At 61.5% G+C, this 18,493-nt stretch carries 18 protein-coding genes and 1 pseudogene; 10 read left to right on the top strand and 9 right to left on the bottom strand.

What is annotated here, in order from left to right:
• Positions 1–11 precede the first annotated feature (11 nt).
• The gene (locus tag NW804_RS01795; RefSeq protein WP_414422707.1) at positions 12–1,346 is read left to right on the top strand and encodes a class I SAM-dependent methyltransferase; all 1,335 of its coding nucleotides are present in this window, start codon (positions 12–14) and stop codon (positions 1,344–1,346) included.
• On the opposite strand, the gene NW804_RS01800 is transcribed toward NW804_RS01795, so the two are convergent.
• The 3 genes from NW804_RS01800 to NW804_RS01810 all read right to left on the bottom strand — a co-directional run bounded on the left by NW804_RS01800 (position 1,343) and on the right by NW804_RS01810 (position 3,217).
• Complete coding sequence (locus NW804_RS01800; RefSeq protein ID WP_414422708.1) at positions 1,343–2,149, bottom strand: hypothetical protein; 807 nt, start codon at positions 2,147–2,149, stop codon at positions 1,343–1,345. The genes NW804_RS01795 and NW804_RS01800 overlap by 4 nt on opposite strands.
• Positions 2,150–2,352: 203 nt before the next feature.
• Positions 2,353–2,988 (bottom strand): low-complexity tail membrane protein, encoded by a 636-nt coding sequence (locus NW804_RS01805; protein WP_414422709.1) that lies wholly within the window; start codon positions 2,986–2,988, stop codon positions 2,353–2,355.
• A gap of 10 nt (positions 2,989–2,998) precedes the next feature.
• A complete protein-coding gene (locus NW804_RS01810; protein WP_414393193.1) occupies positions 2,999–3,217 on the bottom strand; it encodes an NAD(P)H dehydrogenase subunit NdhS in 219 nt (72 codons plus the stop codon).
• Between the two features lie 259 nt (positions 3,218–3,476).
• Here NW804_RS01810 and NW804_RS01815 point away from each other — a divergent pair.
• Positions 3,477–3,527 (top strand): annotated as a pseudogene (locus NW804_RS01815) (hypothetical protein); the annotation flags it as partial.
• A gap of 50 nt (positions 3,528–3,577) precedes the next feature.
• Positions 3,578–3,898: a hypothetical protein gene (locus NW804_RS01820; RefSeq protein WP_414422749.1), complete on the top strand. Its 321-nt coding sequence runs from the start codon at positions 3,578–3,580 to the stop codon at positions 3,896–3,898.
• Here the strand turns inward: NW804_RS01820 and NW804_RS01825 are convergent.
• Complete coding sequence (locus tag NW804_RS01825; RefSeq protein ID WP_414422746.1) at positions 3,895–5,454, bottom strand: cation:proton antiporter; 1,560 nt, start codon at positions 5,452–5,454, stop codon at positions 3,895–3,897. The genes NW804_RS01820 and NW804_RS01825 overlap by 4 nt on opposite strands.
• Positions 5,455–5,681: 227 nt before the next feature.
• Here NW804_RS01825 and NW804_RS01830 point away from each other — a divergent pair, with 227 nt between their 5' ends.
• Together NW804_RS01830 and NW804_RS01835 are read left to right on the top strand one after the other, a co-directional pair.
• Positions 5,682–6,224 (top strand): thylakoid membrane photosystem I accumulation factor, encoded by a 543-nt coding sequence (locus NW804_RS01830; protein ID WP_414420262.1) that lies wholly within the window; start codon positions 5,682–5,684, stop codon positions 6,222–6,224.
• The gene (locus NW804_RS01835) at positions 6,221–6,499 is read left to right on the top strand and encodes a hypothetical protein (protein WP_414405491.1); all 279 of its coding nucleotides are present in this window, start codon (positions 6,221–6,223) and stop codon (positions 6,497–6,499) included. The genes NW804_RS01830 and NW804_RS01835 overlap by 4 nt, the downstream gene beginning before the upstream one ends.
• 19 nt (positions 6,500–6,518) lie before the next feature.
• On the opposite strand, the gene mreD is transcribed toward NW804_RS01835, so the two are convergent.
• The 3 genes from mreD to NW804_RS01850 are packed head-to-tail and all read right to left on the bottom strand — an operon-like array spanning position 6,519 to position 8,924.
• Positions 6,519–7,112, bottom strand: coding sequence for a rod shape-determining protein MreD (gene mreD, locus NW804_RS01840; RefSeq protein ID WP_414420264.1), 594 nt, complete (start codon positions 7,110–7,112; stop codon positions 6,519–6,521).
• Positions 7,084–7,839 (bottom strand): rod shape-determining protein MreC, encoded by a 756-nt coding sequence (mreC, locus tag NW804_RS01845; RefSeq protein WP_414409706.1) that lies wholly within the window; start codon positions 7,837–7,839, stop codon positions 7,084–7,086. The genes mreD and mreC overlap by 29 nt, the downstream gene beginning before the upstream one ends.
• Before the next feature lie 56 nt (positions 7,840–7,895).
• Positions 7,896–8,924 (bottom strand): rod shape-determining protein, encoded by a 1,029-nt coding sequence (locus NW804_RS01850; protein WP_414393785.1) that lies wholly within the window; start codon positions 8,922–8,924, stop codon positions 7,896–7,898.
• A gap of 80 nt (positions 8,925–9,004) precedes the next feature.
• Between NW804_RS01850 and NW804_RS01855 the strand changes: the two genes are divergently transcribed.
• Positions 9,005–9,463 carry a VOC family protein gene (locus NW804_RS01855; RefSeq protein ID WP_414422710.1) on the top strand — a complete coding sequence of 153 codons (459 nt, stop codon included), beginning with the start codon at positions 9,005–9,007 and terminating at the stop codon, positions 9,461–9,463.
• A 105-nt stretch (positions 9,464–9,568) separates the two neighbouring features.
• Here NW804_RS01855 and fba read toward each other — a convergent pair whose 3' ends face one another.
• Positions 9,569–10,648 (bottom strand): class II fructose-bisphosphate aldolase, encoded by a 1,080-nt coding sequence (fba, locus tag NW804_RS01860; RefSeq protein ID WP_414393205.1) that lies wholly within the window; start codon positions 10,646–10,648, stop codon positions 9,569–9,571.
• 324 nt (positions 10,649–10,972) lie between these two features.
• On the opposite strand from fba, the gene NW804_RS01865 reads away from it, so the two are divergent.
• The 4 genes from NW804_RS01865 (at position 10,973) to NW804_RS01880 (ending at position 17,578) form a co-directional block, all read left to right on the top strand.
• A complete protein-coding gene (locus NW804_RS01865) occupies positions 10,973–11,569 on the top strand; it encodes a hypothetical protein (protein WP_414422711.1) in 597 nt (198 codons plus the stop codon).
• A gap of 11 nt (positions 11,570–11,580) precedes the next feature.
• Entirely contained in the window at positions 11,581–13,746 is a 2,166-nt protein-coding gene (locus NW804_RS01870; protein ID WP_414422712.1) for a fused MFS/spermidine synthase, read from the top strand.
• 116 nt (positions 13,747–13,862) lie between these two features.
• Positions 13,863–14,486: an NADPH-dependent FMN reductase gene (locus tag NW804_RS01875; protein ID WP_414420268.1), complete on the top strand. Its 624-nt coding sequence runs from the start codon at positions 13,863–13,865 to the stop codon at positions 14,484–14,486.
• A gap of 155 nt (positions 14,487–14,641) precedes the next feature.
• Positions 14,642–17,578 (top strand): GAF domain-containing protein, encoded by a 2,937-nt coding sequence (locus NW804_RS01880; RefSeq protein WP_414422713.1) that lies wholly within the window; start codon positions 14,642–14,644, stop codon positions 17,576–17,578.
• Here the strand turns inward: NW804_RS01880 and NW804_RS01885 are convergent.
• A complete protein-coding gene (locus NW804_RS01885; protein WP_414420355.1) occupies positions 17,516–18,472 on the bottom strand; it encodes an energy-coupling factor transporter transmembrane component T family protein in 957 nt (318 codons plus the stop codon). The genes NW804_RS01880 and NW804_RS01885 overlap by 63 nt on opposite strands.
• Positions 18,473–18,493: the final 21 nt, after the last annotated feature.

Consider the following 18,493-nt stretch of genomic DNA (forward strand, 5'->3'; position numbering starts at 1 on the left):
GAGCGGATCCCATGGCTGGCAGCACGACTGAGTCTTTGCGGCAACTCTACGAGGAACTGCCCTATCCCAACGTGCCCCTCGAGACGTCAGGCCGCAACGCCATCGACAGCCTGTACCGCCTGAGCTGGACGACGGCCCAATACGCCCGTACCCGCGCCATCCTGCCCAGCGAGGGGATCACCATCCTCAATGTCGGCTGTGGCTCTGGCTGGGAGACCTTGCTCTTGGCGGAGGCCAATCCAGGGGCGCGGCTGGTGGCCTGTGATCTGGCGCCAGAGTCAGTGCGAGCAGCCGAGCGGCGCCTGCGCTACCACGGGTTCGGGGAGGTGGAGCTCTACGCCCTAGACTTGTTGGAGGTCGAACGGCTCGGGTTGCAGTTTGACTTTATCAGCCTTAACGATGTGCTCTATTTGCTGGACGACCCGGTGGCTGGGCTAAAGGCCCTCAAGCGAGTGCTCAAGCCAAACGGGATCCTGCGGGCCAACCTACACCACGCCTACCAGCGGGAGGTGATCTTCCGCATGCAGGAGGCGTTCCGGCTGCTGGGCCTGTTTGAGCTGCCCACCCCCGAAGCCTGCCGGCGGGTGCGGGAGTTTATGGCCAGCCTGGCCTCCGACGAGCTGCGGGCTGCCCTGCACTGGGATCCCAAGATCTACAGCGACGACGGCAACATCCGGGCCAACTACCTCTTGCCTGGGGACAAGGGATTTCTGATCCCAGACCTAATGCGCATGCTCCAAGAGGCAGAGCTGGGCTTGGTTTGCCTTGTGGACTACGCTGACTGGGATCCAGCGCTGCTGTTCAAAGACAGAGCCATGCCGGCTTGGCTAGAGGCGGAGCTGGACAAGCTCTCTCCCGCCGAGCAAAACCACCTCTACGAGCTGATCTGCCCCAACCACCGCCTCATCGACTTTTGGGCGGAGCACCCTGGCTCTTCCCTGGTCTTGCCCTGGAGTGATGAAGACTGGCTGAGAGGCAGGGTACAGCTCAACCCCATCTTGGCGGACAACGCTGAATTTCGCCACAACTTCGCCCAGGCCCACGAAAAAAAGCAGGAGTTTGCTATGAATTGGCCAGGGGCTAGCCGTGGGCGCCTAACCATTCCCGGGGCCCAGATGGCCTGGCTGGGATCCCTGTTGCAGGGGCCAACGGCGGTGGCCAGCCTCATCGAGCAAGCAGCCCAAGCCAATCGAATAGACCAGGAAGCGGCTCAGGAGCAGGTGCTCACCTACCTGGCAGGGCTGGAGTCGTTTCTGTTTGTGATGTTGGATCCCACCCCTTCCCCAGATAGGTCAGAAGAGGGAACGCTGAACTCCGCTGCAAAACGGCAACTGCCGGCAGGCTAGGCCCAGGGATCGTCGTCGAAGGGGCTCTCCTGCCAATAGCCACCTGGCTGGGTGGGAGGAGACTGCTGAGGTGGGGGCGGTGGGTAGCCAATTGGAGGGGAAGGCGGCGGTGTGGGGATGGGAGTTGGCTTTTCCATATCCTCAAGCCGCGGCAGGTTAGCGGGTTTGGGCTCGACCCCGAGGCTTTTCAGCTTGGCCTGGGCCTCTTGGATCTGGGCGTTTAGCTCTTCCAAGTATGCGCGGTAGTGGTTGACGGCCTCTAGGTATTGCTGAGCTTTGCGCTCGTTGTCTTTGATCACCGCTTCCAGCTCTTTGTTGCGGACGGTGTAGTCGGCCTCCTGGTTGGTAAGGTTTTCAATGGCCTGGTTGAGCACAGCTCGACGGCGCTCCAGTTGGGCAACAATTTCCGAGAGCTGTCGTTCCCGTTCGCTGAGGCTGCGCTCGCGGTTTTGGGTTTGCTCCAGTTGAAAGGCAACTTGGCTGAGTTGTTCGCGCAGGTGCATCACCTGGGGCTCGATCTCGTTGCGCTCCTGCTGCAACTCAAAGACCCGCGCCTCCAAGTTCTCTTTTTCCTGCTGCAGCACTTCTCGCTCGTTCAAGAGGCGGGTATAGAGCTGGTTGAGGAAGTCCACTTCCATCACCACCTGGCTGAGCTGGGTGGCATATTCCCCCACCAAGGCCAACTCCCGGGCCAGGTTTTGGGTTTCGCTGGTGGCTTGGTCAGTGAAAAAGGAAGGAAGCTGGGTGGTTTCTCGGAGGCGTTGGGCAAATTGCCTGAAGCGGAAGGAAAAGTTGCTCGCCATGGCCGGTGCAGTAGCCTCGAAGTCGGGAGAATGCCGATGGTCTGGATCCCATCCACCAATCTAACATCGAGCTGCAGCCTCTTCGGGGCAGAAACCTGCCCTCAAAACTCGGCTAAAGAAAAGCTGGGCTTTAGGGTGTGGCTGTCTTGGCCGAGGAAGCTGGCCCTGGGGATTTGGGCTCCAGACCAGTTTCCACCTCTGCCTTATGGTTGGGTTGGGACCCTGGCCAAACGGCGCAGCAGCCGCTGCAGCAAAAGGTTATGGCGATTGCCGAAGCTGGAAAAGCGGCTTTCAATCTCTTCAGCAGGGATGGGGTCGATCTGGGCCAGCTCCAGATCGCTCAAGAAAAGAACCCGCGCTACAGCAAGAGGGATCTGCAAAAACACATTGGCTCCCCAAAAGCCAAAGGCAGCAATGACTAGACCCGCTAGCCGACTGCCATCGCCGGGAGTAAGGGGGGCAAAGAGAGGTGCCAAGTCGTAAAGACGCTCGAGAACCTCTAGCAGTAGGAACGCCGCCAACACCGTCAAGATCCTGTGTTCCGGGCTCACAAAAGCAGCCAGGATGCGGCGCTGGTCAGGGGAGAGCTCCTCCGGAGGAAAGGCGACCACCCACAGGCTGAAGACATTGAAGGGCTTGCGCCACTGCATGGCTAAAACCGGCCCAATGCCTGCCACCGCCACTGCGGCCTGCTCCACGCCCACCGGCAGGAGGGGATCCCCCGTGGCCAACCCAATGACAGTTAGCCCTATCCACAGGGGGAAAAGGAGGATCCCCGCAGCGTGGATCCAGAGGAAAGGTTCCTGCCAGTGGCTGCGCATGGGAAGTCCCCGGGACACCCAAGCAAAGCTAGCGGCGGGACTTGTCCACCACTTCCAATTCCGTGAGGCGGAAGGTTACCAACTTATCCCAGTTGCCGCCTTCAAAAAGGACAGCAGCGTGGTCGTCGGTAACCCGCTGCACCTGGCCCTCAAAGAGGTAGTAGGTATCGTTGGGGTTGATGACCCGCACGGCAACGCCAGGGTAAATCGGAGGAAGCTCCTGGAGAAGGGAGGAAGGTGCAGTCATGACCGGTGTTTACGATTCCTCGCGGGCAAAAAGCCCTACCCTATTATAGGGGCATAGGGAAGGCCCTCTTTGGCCTCTCCGTCTCTAGCCAAGCTAACCCCAAGCCATGTCTGCCGACCCAGTTTCCCAAACTTGGCACGTTTTGGTGATCGACGACGAGCAGGGAAGGCGAGCCTTGGCCCTCAGTGCCGCCACCTGAGATCCCAGCAACGCCATTGTCATTCATTCGGCGGCTGTTTCTCGGCAACACGCCCTGCTCTTGCGGCTACCGCAAAAGGACGGGCAGTACACCTACCGCTTGCTGGATGGGAATATCGAGGGCAAGCGCAGCACGAACGGCCTCTCGGTCAACGGGCAGAGATGTTTGAGCTGGGACTCAAAGACGGGGATCAAATCCTGTTGGGAGAGCAGGTGCGGCTGCAAGACTACGTTCGCCGCTCTTCTGAGGCCGACTTGCAGCAGTACCTCCAGGAGGTGAGCTTCCGCAGCCTCAAGACCCAAGTCCTGGATCGGCGGGCAACCACGCTGCAGCGGTTCGAGCCGTCCCCAGTCCAAGTAGCACCGCCGGCGCAGGCAGCGGCCAAGGTTGCAGAAGGGGAGCCGAGCTGGCGCAATCCTATCCGGCTGCTGGTGCAGGCCATCTGGCGGCGCCTATGGGCGGAGCGGCAACCGTTCCATTAACTCTCGGGAATACCCAGCCGTTCCGAGGCCGGAGGGACAGGCTCTAGGGTGCCCTCAGCCCCTTTGCGATCTTGCTCTGTAACCTCGGCTTGGAGTTCTAGGAGAGAGGAAGGGGCCTCTGGAGCTGCCGTGGTGGCTGCTGTTGCTTCTCCACCCCCCAGCACTCCCCGCAGCCAGAGGGGGGCAACGAAGGTGGTGGCAATCACCATGACAACGATGCTGACGTCGAGGGCGTCGGAAAGAACACCGCTGGCCGATCCCACCCCAGCAAACACCAGGCCCACCTCACCGCGGGGAATCATGCCCACGCCGACAGCGTAACGGCTGAGGCCCGGCTTGCCAAACGCCCCCAGGCCAGCGGCCAGCTTGCCGAAAATGGCAACACTAACCAAGAAGGCGGCAATGATCAACCCTTCCCGGTTGGCAGGGAGGGTGGGGTTAAGGACGGCGAGGTTGGTTTTGGCCCCAACACAGACGAAGAAGATGGGCACCAGCAGGTCGGAAACGGGCTTGATCTGTTCTCCTAGCTCTTGGCGCTTGTCCGTTTCCCCCAAAATCAAGCCAGCGGCAAAGGCGCCCAGAATCGCCTCTAGGTGGATGGCCTGCCCCACGTAGGCCAACAGGAAAGCCAACACCAGAGCCGGCAGAAGGGGGTTGCCGCGGGTCTTCAGGTGGCTGAGGAGAGCCACAAAGTAGGGGCTGAGGAGTCGCCCCAAGACAATAGAGCCGACCAGAAAGACGACAGCGCTGACAAGGATGAGGCCCACATCGGCGACATCAACCTCGCCGGTTTTGGCCAAGCTCGCCACCACGGCCAAGATGATAATGCCCAACACGTCGTCCAGCACGGCAGCGCCAAGGATCACCTGGCCTTCGGGGGAGGTGAGCTTTTGCAGCTCGGCCAAGACGCGGGCGGTGATGCCAATGCTGGTTGCCGTCAGAGCTGCCCCCGCAAAGATGGCGGGGATGACGGGCACATGAAAAAGGTAGAGCAGGCCCAGTGTTCCCGCCGCGAAGGGGATAGCAACCCCAATAACGGCTACAGCCGCCGCCTGGGGGCCAACCCGCAACAGTTCCCCCAGATCGGACTCGAGGCCAATTTCAAAGAGGAGGATAATGACCCCGATTTCCGAGAGGACCTCGATGATCTCAGCCTGGGAGGCAAACACCGGCACCAGGGATCCCTCGTCAAGGCCAGCGGTGGCCTGTAAAAGTTGCATAAGAGCCGAGGCATGGGCCAAAGCAGGCAACGTCTCAGCAGAAGGCGGCCCCTCGGGAAAAACCAGCAGCCCCAGGGCAGAACCGCCCACCAGGACACCCCCCACTAGCTCTCCTAGGACAGGAGGAAAGCCGAAGCGAACGGCTATTTCCCCGGCAATGCGGCTGACCAAGTAGATAACCACCAGTGCCAGCAGCACCGCCACCAAGATCACAGGAGCGAGGTTGTCTCCCCCTGGCGGCTCAACGGAAGCAGCGGCTTCGACAGCTAGCAACACCGGATCCAAGACCCTCCCATGGACAGCTTTCCATCTAGGCTGGCCTCCGCAGAGCAGCATCTCTAGAGTCGCTCTGCCAGGAGACTGTTCCAAAAGCTAACCTCCTGCGTAGCCTGCTGGCAATGCCTAGGGGGCACGAATAGCGCCGGCTACCTTACGATGGGCGGAGGCCATCATCCACCGCTCCCAAGCTGGATCCCAGCCCAGGGGAACAAGGCGGCGCCGCGCAAGTGGCACAATGAGGAAGTCCCCCCTTGCCGGGTTGTCCGACAGGCCCCCTCTTGAATATGCGGCAGCTCCGTCTTCTCCTGCTGGTTGCCTGTTTCCTGTTAACGGGTTGGCTGTCTCCGCCTGCCCATGCTCTTCTCAACGACGACCGCTACGACGGCAACATCTTTGCCCTCTACGGCTCCAATGGGGGCATGGTTCCGCCGCGCGTCTCCCTAAAGCAGGCGAAGGAACAAGGGATCCCGGCCCTTCTTGTCTACTACATCGACGACAGCAGCGATTGCAAACGGTACGCGGCAACTCTCTCCAGCTTGCAGGTTCGCTATGGCCGGGCAGTCTATTTCATTCCTTACTCAGTGGATTCTCTTTTGCCAGGCGATGAGCGCGGCCAGTACTATAGCGGCCGAGTTCCCCAAACCCTTCTTTTTGACTCCCAGGGCAAGCTTGTCTACCACTCCATCGGCAACCGCCCCATCACGGAAGTGGAGAACGCCATTCGGGCTCTTTTCCAGCTGGATCCCCTTCCCCCGGGGGTGATCCAAGCCAAGCCCTTCAACGAAATTCAGACCGGATTTTTCACTCCAGCCAAGACCCAGCCGTGACAGCTCCTCCCGATTCCCCGGATCCGCTTGAGGCTCTGCAAGCAAGGCTTGAGATCTTACAGGCACGGCTAGCCGACCTGCGCCAGCTGGAGCGCCTGTCGCAGCTTTCCCCTGACCAATGGGCTGAGCTCCAGACGGAAGTCAGCCAGCTAGAAGAACGGCTGCAAGCCTATCTGCTGGAAGTGTTTCTCCCTGCAACCTTTTGGCAGGTGGTGCGCTTTGGCGGCCTGGGCCTGCTCCTTGGCATTGCCCTGCAGCGCTGGGTGCTGGGCTAGCTTGCTCTTCCCTCCGCAGCTACTGCAGATCCCGCTCTTGGGAGTGCCAGCAACGGCTAAGAGGCCAGTACAGAGCCGGTGCCCACAAACTACTTAAAATGGCCGAGGTAAGGACATTGCGTTGATGGTTCCACCAGATGCTCTCTAGGGAGCGGGGGCCGGCGCTGCCAAGGCTTCCTAGCGGGGAACTTGCCATGCCTGCCGGGGCAAAGGCCGTCAGCCACATCCATTGCAACGCCATCAGCGTTTCGGCAATCACCACCATGCCAAAGACAATCAAAGCTATGGAGATAAAGTCCTCGTGCATATAGCGCTGTTTCTGCAACCTGGCTGCGAGGATCCCGACCACGGCTAACCCCAGAGCATGGGTAGGATAGGGGTTGGTGAGGGCGTCCTGCAGAAACCCCAGGGTGATCCCGGCAACAGCCCCCTGCCAAGCTTTTCGCCGCACACTCCAGCACACCACCCAAATCAAAGGCCAATCGGGGGTCAAGCCCGCCAGCTCCAAGCCCGGCCCCCGCCACCACGGAGCCACCGCTGCTAACAGCCCTGACAGGACGGTAACCAGCCAGTTGAGGTGAGGTTTAAGAGGGGGAAGCCGCAGGTTGAGCATAGGGGTAGACCAAGGCCCATTCTAGAAACCCTAGCGGCGCCGACAGTTCAACAGTGGCCTGGGGAGCAGGGCTAGCATCTAAGTTAATTGCCCGAACTGTTCCCACGACAATCCCGGCGGGGTAGAGGCTGCTCAGCCCCGAGGTGACCACCACATCGCCCACCTCTACCTGAGGATTTTTATCAAAAAAGTCCAGAATAGCTTCCTGGCTGCCAGTGCCCCGCAAGATACCCATCTGCCGGCTGCGGCTCAGCGTCACCCCCACTCGACTGGTGGGATCGCTAATGAGCAGCACGCGACTGCTGTTGGGGGTTACTGCCTCAACCCGACCAATCAATCCTCCCGGCGCCACCACCACATCCCCTACCTTGATCCCTTGCCGGCTGCCGCGGTCAAGGGTAAGCTGCTGCCACCAGTGATCGGCACTGCGGCCCACTACGGCTGCCGGGATCTTCACCTGGGGCCCTTGCTCGGCAAGCTGCAGCAGCCGCCTTAGCTCGCGGTTTTGGTGCTGCAACTCGGCTACTAGGGCCTGTAGCTCACGGGTAGCAGCCTGCCGGAGCACCTCCTCGGGATTCACGGCTGGACGGAGTGGGGCCGTGAGCCAGGTGTACACCTCTACCAGCAGGGATCCCTTCGTTTGGCGCAGACTTAGGGCGGCCCCTAGGGCCAAAGTAGCCAGGAGCAGTCCCCCAACCTTGCGCCTCCATTGGCGTAGCCGACTCAAGCACTACTCCTCTTAACCACTCCACTCCCACCCAAAATTGAGAGCTGCAAACCCTGCTAGGCCTTGAAGCTGGCACTCAACACCCGACCCAGGGTTTTGAAATCCTCCAAAACTTTCCCCGTGCCGAGCACCACGCAACTGAGGGGATCGGGGGCAATGTGAACCATGATCCCAGTTTCATGGCTAATCAGAGCGTCCAGGCCCTTGAGCAGGGCTCCGCCTCCTGCCAACATGATGCCACGGTCAATGATGTCAGCAGCAAGCTCCGGCGGCGTGCGCTCCAGGGTACGCTTGATGGCCTCCACAATGACTGAGAGAGGCTCGGCCATGCTCTCGCGGATCTCCGTGCTTTTGACCGTCACGGTGCGAGGCAGGCCCGAGAGGAGGTGCAGCCCCCGCACTTCCATGCTCAGCTCTTCCTGAGTGGGGTAGGCAGAGCCAATTTGAATTTTGATCTCTTCGGCGGTGCGCTCTCCAATGGTAAGATTGTGGGCTTTTTTCATGTACTGGATGATGGCTTCGCTCAGCTCATCTCCTGCCACCCGCACCGATTCGCTTAGCACGATCCCTTGCAGGCTGAGGACAGCCACCTCAGTAGTGCCGCCGCCAATGTCGACAATCATGTTCCCTACGGGCTCCTGCACCGGTAGGCCAGCCCCAATTGCCGCTGCTACCGGCTCATCCACCAGGTACACTTCCCGCGACCCCGCCTGCAGGGCTGCCTCCATCACCGCCCGCCGCTCCACACCGGTCACCCCACTGGGGATGCCAATGACAATGCGCGGCGCAATCAAGTAATGACCTCCGTGTACCCGCTGGATGAAGTGCTTGAGCATCATCTCTGCCGTGTCAAAGTCGGCAATCACGCCATCCCGCAGAGGGCGCACGGCAACAATGTTGCTGGGGGTACGGCCCAGCATCTTTTTGGCCTCTTCCCCTACCGCCAGAAGTTGCTTGGTGTTTTGGTCGATGGCCACTACAGAAGGCTCTTGCAGGACAATGCCGCGCCCGGCCACGTAGACCAGCGTGTTGGCCGTGCCCAAGTCAATGCCCATGTCACGGGAAAAGCGGCTAAATAGCCCCAGCACGGTAGGTTGCTCCAGTTTTTTGCTTTGTAAAGAGGCAGCAAGTCTTGCTACCTACTATAGTTCAACCTTGGGAGAGAGTGGAAAAGCAAAAGGGGGCTAGGGTTGCCATGGAGATTGCCGCGGCTTTGTTCAGCTTGGCCACCCCCAACTTACCTCGCTTGCTGCGCTTTTACCAAGCCCTTTTGGGGATCCCGCCCCAGGTTCGGGTTCCTCCCCAGGGCGAGCCAGTGTATGGGGAGTTTCGGCTGCCGGGACTGCGACTGGGCCTCTACCACAGCCGTGAGCCGGAGTTGGCAGTCCCAGGGGGGGCAGCCAGCCTCTGCCTGCAGGTGCGGGATCTAGCTGGATACTTGGGATCCCTAGCGGCGGTGTTAGCCGAGTACCAAATCTCCCCTTCCCCTCTGCGCCAGGCCTTTCACGGCCAAGAGGTGGAGCTGCGGGATCCCGATGGCAATCGCATCGTCCTGCACCAGCCTTCGGCCCCTTTCTGGGAGGCAATGGCCCTAGGCCCGATCCCTCAAGAGTCCTGGAGCTAACTGCACCTGGAGCTGCCGCACTGCCAGGGGCAGGGTTTGAGGTGCAAAAAATAGCCCCCTCCTTACAGAGGAGAGGGGAGCGATGAGAAGCTGGGCAAGCGATCCCTAGACCACAGCGGTCTTCTTCACCTGAGCCGACAGAGCGCCGGAAGCGTACTTAGCCGCCATCTCATCTAAGGTAACGACAGGAATTTTGGTGCCGTGACCGGCGCAGCCAAAGGCAATGTAGCGCTCGGCGCACACCTTTTGCATTTCCTTGATGGAAGGCTTGAGGAAAGAGCGGGGATCAAAGTCTTTCGGGTTCTCGGCCAGCGCGCGGCGCACGGCAGCCGTAATCGCTAGGCGGTTGTCCGTGTCGATGTTAATTTTGCGCACCCCATTTTTGATGGCCCGCTGGATTTCTTCAATGGGCACACCGTAGGTTTCGGGGATGGAGCCGCCGTACTGGTTGATGATGTCAATGAGCTCTTTGGGTACCGAGGAGGAGCCGTGCATCACCAAGTGAGTGTTGGGCAGACGGCGGTGGATCTCCGCAATGCGATCGATGTCTAGGATATCCCCCGTAGGCCGGCGGGAGAACTTGTAAGCGCCGTGGCTGGTGCCGATGGCTACGGCCAGCGCATCCACCTGGGTTTGCTCCACAAAGTCCACCGCCTGATCCGGGTCGGTAAGCAGTTGGTCGCGGCTAAGAGCCCCTTCGGCGCCGTGGCCGTCTTCCGCCTCGCCGCGGCCCGTCTCTAGTGACCCCAGGCAGCCCAGTTCCCCTTCCACCGTCACGCCAACCGCGTGGGCCACCTTCACCACCTCAGCAGTAACGGCTACGTTGTACTCATAGCTGGCCGGGGTTTTGGCATCTTCTTTGAGGGAGCCATCCATCATGACGCTGGTGAAGCCATTGCGGATGGCAGAGTAACAGGTGGCGGGGCTGTTGCCATGGTCTTGGTGCATGGCCACGGGGATGTGGGGATAGGTTTCCACCGCCGCCAGGATCAGGTGGCGCAAAAAGTGTTCGCCCGCATACTTGCGCGCCCCTCGAGAGGCTTGCAGGATGACTGGACTGTTGGTTTCATGGGCAGCCTGCATGATTGCTTGGATCTGCTCCATGTTGTTGACGTTGAAAGCTGGAATGCCGTAGTCATGTTCGGCGGCATGATCCAGCAGGATGCGCATGGGAACAAGAGCCATCGCTTACCTCCTGAGGTGCTGACTTGATGCGTTTGAGATTTGCTTACTGTTAATCCTAAGGTATCTTTTACGTTTTGCGGGACAAGATCCCAGGATTTGGGGATCTCGCTGAAAAATCCCTGCCACTGTTGGCTGCAATGCCCACGCTTAGGCGCACCAGGCGGCCTGAGAGCCCCAGATACACTGGAGGAGTATTGCTTGACATTTTGCTTGGGTTCGCTTGTGCGGAGGCGTGAGAAGGTGGACTTCAATCCATGGCGGGTCTTGGGTGCCAAGCAAGGCAGGAAACTCGCCGGTCGAGATCCAAATCGCAGAAAACGGCGTTTGGCTTTGGGGGTAGGCTGGGCCCTCACCTGCTGGTCAGTGGGCCTTTCGGCAGCCGCTTGGGGGATCCCTGGGCAAGCGCCAAGTCAGGTGGCTAGCTGGGTAAAAAACAACCCGGTGCTGCGGCCCCGCCCGGGCGAGACGTTAAACATCCATCGGGTGGAGCCGGATGGATCCCGGTTTACTTTCTTGGCCTCAGTCGCCCCGCCAGGCCGGATCATCAACCCCCTGGATCGGGAGACGATCCGCTCGGAACGGATGACCTTTTTTCGCCCGCAAGGGCTGACGGCAGAGGATCTCTTTCGGGCTATTCGCGAGGTCTATGGCCCGGAGATCGCCGCCGATTTGGATCAGGCAGTGGAGGTCATCCGCTACCCGGCCCCTGCGGCCCTGGCTGGCAATCCCAGCTATAGCCTTGCCTTGGCCACGCAAGGCGTGGTGCTGCGGGGAAAGCAATTGGTGTATTGGCTAGAGCTGACGCAAAACCCCGATGGCCGCGTGCAGCAAGGGCAAGTGTGGGTGTTCCAAGAAGAATGGCTGTCTAAGGTAGAAGAGGAGCTGAGGCAGCGCTTCCCCTTGCAAGTCAAGGCCCGCTGAAGGGAGCAGCGGTGGTCTGGCTGGTTGGCCTTACGTTGTTTGCCAGCGCTTTCTGCCTCTTCTGGGGGCAGTTGTTGGTGGGCAAGTTGCTGCTGCCGCTGTGGGGAGGATCCCCCCTGGTGTGGAATACCTGCCTGGCCTTTTTCCAGCTTGTCCTGCTGTTGGGCTACCTGTGGGCGGATCGCCTGGGGCGGGGCCGCCATCCCGAGCGGGGCGTGCTGATCCACGGGATCCTCATGCTGGCGGGGCTTAAGTTTTTGCCTTTTGAGTTCAGGAGCCACCCGCAGCCGGAGGAGGCCTTTCCTCCGCTAGTTCTCTTGGCCAACTTGGCAGTCGGAGCAGGGGTGCCTCTATTGCTCCTCTCGGGAACGTCGCCACTGCTGCAACGGGGGCTGGGCAAGAGTAAGAGGGATCCCTACGGACTCTATGGAGCCAGCAATGCCGGCAGCTTGGCGGGACTGCTGGGTTATCCGCTGCTCTTGGAGCCGCGGCTGTCTTTGGCTGAGCAAACCCAGCTCTGGAGAGGAGCCTATGCGTTGGTGGCCGGATTGGTGCTCCTAGGCGGGGTGGGGCTGCTGCTAAAAAGACAGGGGACAGATCCCTCTGTCCTAGGGGAGCCGGTTGCAATGGGCAGGGCGGAGCCTAGCTTTCCGGGGGAGGGCTGGCGCTGGGCTGGCTGGGCCTTCTTACCGGCGGGTTTGGTGGTGGCAGTCACCACCCTCCTGACCACCGATGTGGCGGCGGTGCCCTTGCTGTGGGCCATCCCCCTGAGCATTTACCTAGTGACCTTTATGCTGGCCTTCGGCGGCATCCATCCCAACGAGTTGGCTTTGGGGACGACAGCTTTGCTGGCCTGCGGGGCGATAGGGGCGCAGGTCATGGGCTGGTTGAAGCCTTGGTCTGCAGTGTTGCCTCTACATCTAGGGGCTTTTGGCTTGGTGAGCTGGGCCTGCCACAGCCAGTTGGTCCGCTGTCGGCCGCCAGCCCAGCAGTTGACCCGGTTTTACCTGTGGCTGGCTTTGGGAGGGAGCTTGGGGGGCCTGTTTGCCGCTTTGCTAGCACCCCAGGTGTTTGAGGCGGTGCTGGAGTATCCACTCCTCCTGAGCCTAGCGCTGGCAGCCTTGGCGCCCCAGGGAGGACGGTTGGGCCTAGGGCTGGGGTTGGGGTTGCTCCTGCCCCTTTTGCTGGTGCACTTTCGTTTCCAGGCGCTCTTTCACCTTGGAGCAGCCGTAGGGCTGGGCTTGGGCTGGGCGGTGCTGGCCCTAGGGGGAGAAGGCAGGAGAGGATGGCCGCGCCGCCTAGGGGTGACCATGGGTTTGGTTTTGCTGCTGGGACAGCCTTGGCTGCCACCGGGGCTGCAGGTGGTAGCCAGCGAGCGCAGTGTCTTTGGCCTCCATCGCCTTGTGGAGTACCGCAACGAGGCGGGATCCTTCCGCAGCCTCCTGCACGGCACCACGCTGCACGGCAGCCAAAACCTGGATCCCCAGAAAGCCTTGGAGCCGCTCACCTATTTTTCCCGCCCAGGGCCGGTGGGCCAGGCGCTCCAGCGGTGGCGGGCGCAGCTAGGCTCTTCTCCGGCTCAGGTTGCGGTGTTGGGGCTGGGGATCGGCACCTTGGCCGCCTACGCCGAGCCGGGGGATGAGTGGACCTTTTTCGAGCTGGATCCCACTGTAGCCGACTGGGCAGGCCGCTACTTTGCTTACCTCGACTGGGCCAGCCAGCGGGCGCGGGTGCGGGTAATCCTGGGCGATGCCCGCCTCCGCCTGCAAGGGATCCCTGATGGCAGCTATGACCTACTGGTGATGGATGCCTTTAGCTCTGACGCTGTGCCCCTGCATCTGCTCACCCAGGAGGCCCTGACCCTCTACCTCAGCAAGCTCAAGCCCCAGGGCTGGCTACTTTTTAACATCACCAACCGCCACCTCAACTTGGCGCCAGTGTTGGCTGCCTTGGCCAGAGAATTGCAGCTTTCTGCCTGGCATCAAGCCCAGGAAGATCTCACCGCTGCCCAGCGCCAGGCGGGGCTGGCCCCTTCCCATTGGGTGCTGATGGCCAGAGGTTCCCTTGCTTTGCAGAGCTTCGACGGGGATCCCTGGCAGCCCCTTCTGCCCCAAGCCGGGGATCCCCTCTGGCGGGATGATTTTTCCAACCTGCTGCAGGTGCTCCGCTGGTCCTAGAGCTCTTGGTCTAGGAGGGGTGGAATTGGCAGAAATCGGGGAGGGACCACAGGACAGAGTTAGTATGAGTTATGATTGTTTGCAGCGTAACTGATATCTATCCGTGAGCACGGCTTATGTCTTCTTCAACTGGGCAAGCCCCCACCGCCAATTCTCAAACCGTCCTGGCCGCGGCCTCTGCACCTTGCTTTGTGGCCATTGGTGGCAGCCTGCGGCCCAACTCCCTGACCTATCGGGCCCTGGAGGTAGTGCGGCGCGAGTTCGAGAAGCTGGGGATACCGCTGCACCTTCTTGATTTGCGGCAGATGAAGTTGCCCTTTGCCGATGGTTCGGAATCCTACCCCGACTATCCCGATGTGGAGGTTTTGCGGGCAACGATGAAGCAGGCCGATGGGATCATTCTGGCCAGCCCGGAGTACCACGGCAGCATCAGCGGCAGCCTGAAGAATGCTCTGGATCTGCTGAGCTTTGAGCACTTGGAGGGCAAGGTCTTTGGGCTCATCAGTGTCTTGGGCGGCGAGAGCAACAGCGACACCCTTAACCAAATGCGCCTGATTGTGCGGTGGCTGCACGGTTGGGCGATCCCAGAGCAAATTGCCATCGGGCGGGCTTGGAGTGCCTTCGATGAGCAGGGCAACCTCAGGGACGAAAACCTGCGGCAGCGCTTCCAGCGCTTTGTGCAAAGTCTGGTAACCAATACGTCCAAATTGCGCGGGATCCCTCTCGTAACCAGGCAGTGAGGACTGCAAGTTAGCTCTATTGACGGCACAATACCCTGCAGGGGCATCTCCAACTGCCTTGGAAGTGTTGGCTTCCAAGAAACAGCAAGGTTAAGGTGAGCCAAGAGGGGGCTGGGCCTGCTTTCCCTCAAACCTGCCCAGCCAATGCTTGAACTATGGTTCAGTCTGTTTCTCCTCACTCTAGTGGAGCGGGGGCAGTCTCTCCGCTGGTGGCCCTACAGGCAACCTTGCAGCAGATGCGGGAGCAGACCGACGCTAGGGCCCTGATTCAGCTCACGCTGGAGTATGTCAAGGCAGTGCTTGGGGCGCCGCTGATCTGGCTAGCCCTCTACGACCATGCCAATCACCAGTTGGTGGGCCAAGGTGGCGTGACCCTGCGAGAGGAGGATCAACCTCTCTTGCAAGCTGCGTATCCCCTACAGCCGGGGGAGATCCTCGAGCAGGTGGTGTTCGAGCAGCGGCCCATCAGCGTGCCCGACCTTTCCCAGGAGCCGCGCATGGGTCTTTGGCAGCGAGAAGCCAAGCGGCTGGGCGGGATCCAAGGCTGCTTCATCTACCCCTTCTCTACGGTAGGGCGGCGGCGCTGCCTGGGGATCCTGATGCTGGGATCCCAACTGTGGGGCGCTACCACCCACCAGGAGGAAAAGGCGCTCCTGGGGATTTTGCTGGGGCAGTTGGCAGCCTCTTTGCAGAAGCTGGAAGATGCCTGGAAACGGCAGGCCGAAAAGCGCTTTGAAGAGTCGCTCCTGAGATTGGGGGCGGCGATGTGCCAGGCGGGATCCTTGCAAGAACGGGTTAGCCTGGTTACCCAGGAGCTGCAGTCCTGCTTGGGCGCCGTTCACATCCAGGTGTACTGGCACAAGCCCAGCGAGGGACGGTTTGTTCCCCATGAAAGCGCCGCTAGGCCTACTCCTGCCCCCACTGCCAGAGGAACCAAAGCCGGGGTAATCCCGATGGAAGAGGGCAGCCTTGCGCTCCGGGAATTGGGAAACCTGTACTCCTCTCTTGCGGCAGGCCAGGTGGTGGTGGGCGACCTGAGGACAGCGCGCTCCGAGGTTCCCCTCAAGTTGATGCAGCAATGGCGAGCGCAGTCGGCTTTGGCCGCCCCGATCCGGCTGCAGCAGGAGCTGCTGGGGTTTATCTGGGTGCAGTCGGAGGTGCCCCGCACCTGGCAAGCTGCCGAGCGCCAGTTGGTGGCCGCTGCCGCCCATGGGCTGGCCTTGGCCACTCCTCTGGAAAATCTGGATCGTCGCCTCCGCCAGTTGGCCGACGACCAGGAGTTCGTGCACCAGGTAGGCCAGGCCCTCTCCAACCCGGCTCAGCTGCAGCAGGCTCTCCAGCAAGCGGTGGTTGGCCTGGGCCAGCGCCTGCAAGCCGCCGCGGTAGCGGTGTTGACGCTGGATCCCAACCAACCTATCCCCCGCCTCTTCTACGAGTACCGCAGCGAGGGCCAGCAGGCTTTGCCGCAGCAGTTTAGCTCCCTCAGCGAGCAAGATTGGCAGGATCTGTTGCGCAGCGAGGTGGTGGTGGCAGAAAACTACGACCAAGATCTGCGCCTGCTCTCCTGGCGGCAGGAACTGGCCCCTCTGGGGGTACGTTCCCTCATGCTCACCCACACGGAAGTCGGCGGCTCTGCCACTCCCGCTGCCCTTCCGCAAGGGCTGATCCTCGTGCTCCATCCCCAGCGGCGGGCCTGGAGCCGGGAAGAACGGCAACTGCTGCGCGGGATCGCCCAACCCGTGGGCCTGATCCTGAGGCAAATCCAACTGGAACAGCGGCGGCAACGGCAAGAGCAACTGTTCAACGGCCTGGTTGCTGCCTGTCTGACGCTGCAGAACCTGACTACCCTGCCGGAGCTCTACGCCGCCACCGTCCAACAGACGGCCCAAGCGTTGGGGATCCCCTTGGCGCTGGTGGTTAGTTGGCAGCCAGGGGAGAGCCGGGCCCGCTTGCAGCCGCCTTTTGCCGCCGCCCCCGCGTTTTACCCCACCGGCCCCACTGAGATCGATCGCCAGGATCCCTTGCTGACCCGTGCGCTGCAGGCAAGAGGACCCCTCCAGCTTTCCCAAGACCAGATCCCAGCTGCCAGCCGCACCTGGTTGAACTCGACGGGCCTGGGATCCTGGCTGCTGCTGCCGCTGGGCGAGGGCGGCCCCGAGACTGGCGACTCCCCTGGTCTGGAGCCACTGGGGGTTTTGATCCTGGGAGCAGAGGCAGACAAGGTTTGGGAGCCGGAGGAGCAGGCGGCAGCGACGGTGATTGCCCAAACCTGCGGCTGGACGCTGCGGCGCTTGCTTTGGGTACAAACGCTGCAGGAGCGGCAGGAGGTGCTCAGCGAGCTGAACTGGTACAAGCACCGCCGCCTGCTGGATCTGCAAAGCGCCTTGCTGGACAGCCTGCGCCGCCTAGGCCAGGTGCCAGCAACGCCAGGAGACGAGGCCACGCGCTGGCAAAAGGTGGTGGAAATTGCCAGAGGGCTGCGGGATCTGGCCGCCTCCGTGGAGCCCTTGTTGCAGGCAGAAACCTGGCAGGCGCAGCCGCAGTTGCAGTCGCTGTCTGTGGCTACTTTGGTGCGCAAGAGCCTGCGCCGGCTGGGGGGCCTGGCCCAGAAACGCAAGCTGTGGCCGCGCGCCCACGGCGACCTGAGCCTTACCGTCTGGGGGGATCCCGGACGCCTGGAGATGGTCCTCTGGGAGGTGCTGGTTGCCGCTGCTTTGCGCAGCCCGGAGGGGGGGCGGCTGGATCTGTGGAGCCGGGTCGCCGTTGGCGAGAGCGGTGCGGAGCACTCTGGCTATGCAGAACTGCTGGTGGTGGATCAAGGCCGCTTTGATCCCCACCTGCTGGCAGCCCTGCAAGGGGATCCCCGGCAGGTCGTCTCTGCCGATCCCTTGTTCCAGTCCCCGCTAGCGGCCAGCCCCGGCTTGGAGCTTAGCCTTTGCCAGCGGATTGTGCAGCGCCTGGGGGGGCAGCTGTCTTTCTACCTCTCCTCTGATGGGCGCTCGGTTTCCCAGCTGCTCCTGCCGCTATCTTTAGGGCGACAAAGCTCTCAGCAGCCAAAACAGGGGCAGGAGGGCCAGCGCTCCTCGATCTAGCCGCCGTAGCTGCAGACGGTGCCAGCGCAGAGGATGGTCGGGACCAGTTAGCCCTCGAGCTTGCATGGCCGCCGCTATCTCCTGCGCTCGCAGGAGCAGGTTTTCAAAAAAGCGCTCCACCAAAGCCAGAAGGGTTTGCATTCCACCCCGAAAGCTGAGGGATCCCCAGCGCACATCGCGGGTGCGCACCGCCCGCACCAAGTTCTGGACTTCCTCCATCACCAGCGGCAGGAAGCGGAGGGCCAAGGTGAGGGTGAGAATCACCTCCGCAACCGGCCAGCCCCAGCGCTTGAGAGGCTGTAACAGCCGGGCAATCCCTGCCGTAATTTCCTCGGGGGCGGTGGTCAGCAAGAACAAATTGGTGGCATAGAGCAGGGTAAAGATGAGGGTACCCAGCCGCAGAGCTACGGAGAGGGAACGCCGCGAGACTTGAAAAGTTCGCCCTAGCAGGGAAACCTGCAGCAAGCGGTAGCGGTAGGGGGCTGGCCAGGCACGGGTTTGCTGCTGCCAGGCCTGTCTGGCCGCTGCCCTCTCCTTCACCTCCAGGTTGGAGTTGGAGATAAGTCCATAGCCCACCACCTGCGCGTCCTGCCGCTGCGGCTGGGGGAAGACCCCTAAGCCATCGGGGGCGAAGCTGGTGATCCCAAAAGCAAGCAGGCTGAGGGCCAACACCAGCGAAAGCTGGCCCGACCAGACCCGGCGCGGCAGACGGGCTGCTACCGTCAAGAGCAGGAGAACCGCCACCACGGCCAGCCGCCAGCCACTGCTGGCCAAAATTGGGCTGAGGAGAAAGCTAAGCAACCAGGCCAACTTCACCCGCGGGTCAAGACAGTGCAGCCAGGTGCGCGGCTCTTCCAGATAGATCCCTAGCGGGGCATTGCGCAGAATATCCACCACCGGAAAGCGGGAAACAAG

It is taken from the genome of Synechococcus sp. WC10meta, assembly GCF_047461475.1.

Coding starts and splice junctions, on each gene's coding strand:
- NW804_RS01875 (WP_414420268.1), top strand. CDS start 13,863: ATGTCTTCTTCAACTGGGCAAGCCCCCACCGCCAATTCTCAAACCGTC.
- NW804_RS01810 (WP_414393193.1), bottom strand. CDS start 3,217: ATGACTGCACCTTCCTCCCTTCTCCAGGAGCTTCCTCCGATTTACCCT.
- NW804_RS01820 (WP_414422749.1), top strand. CDS start 3,578: ATGTTTGAGCTGGGACTCAAAGACGGGGATCAAATCCTGTTGGGAGAG.
- NW804_RS01825 (WP_414422746.1), bottom strand. CDS start 5,454: ATGCTGCTCTGCGGAGGCCAGCCTAGATGGAAAGCTGTCCATGGGAGG.
- NW804_RS01880 (WP_414422713.1), top strand. CDS start 14,642: ATGGTTCAGTCTGTTTCTCCTCACTCTAGTGGAGCGGGGGCAGTCTCT.
- mreD (WP_414420264.1), bottom strand. CDS start 7,112: ATGCTCAACCTGCGGCTTCCCCCTCTTAAACCTCACCTCAACTGGCTG.
- NW804_RS01800 (WP_414422708.1), bottom strand. CDS start 2,149: ATGGCGAGCAACTTTTCCTTCCGCTTCAGGCAATTTGCCCAACGCCTC.
- NW804_RS01795 (WP_414422707.1), top strand. CDS start 12: ATGGCTGGCAGCACGACTGAGTCTTTGCGGCAACTCTACGAGGAACTG.
- NW804_RS01830 (WP_414420262.1), top strand. CDS start 5,682: ATGCGGCAGCTCCGTCTTCTCCTGCTGGTTGCCTGTTTCCTGTTAACG.
- fba (WP_414393205.1), bottom strand. CDS start 10,648: ATGGCTCTTGTTCCCATGCGCATCCTGCTGGATCATGCCGCCGAACAT.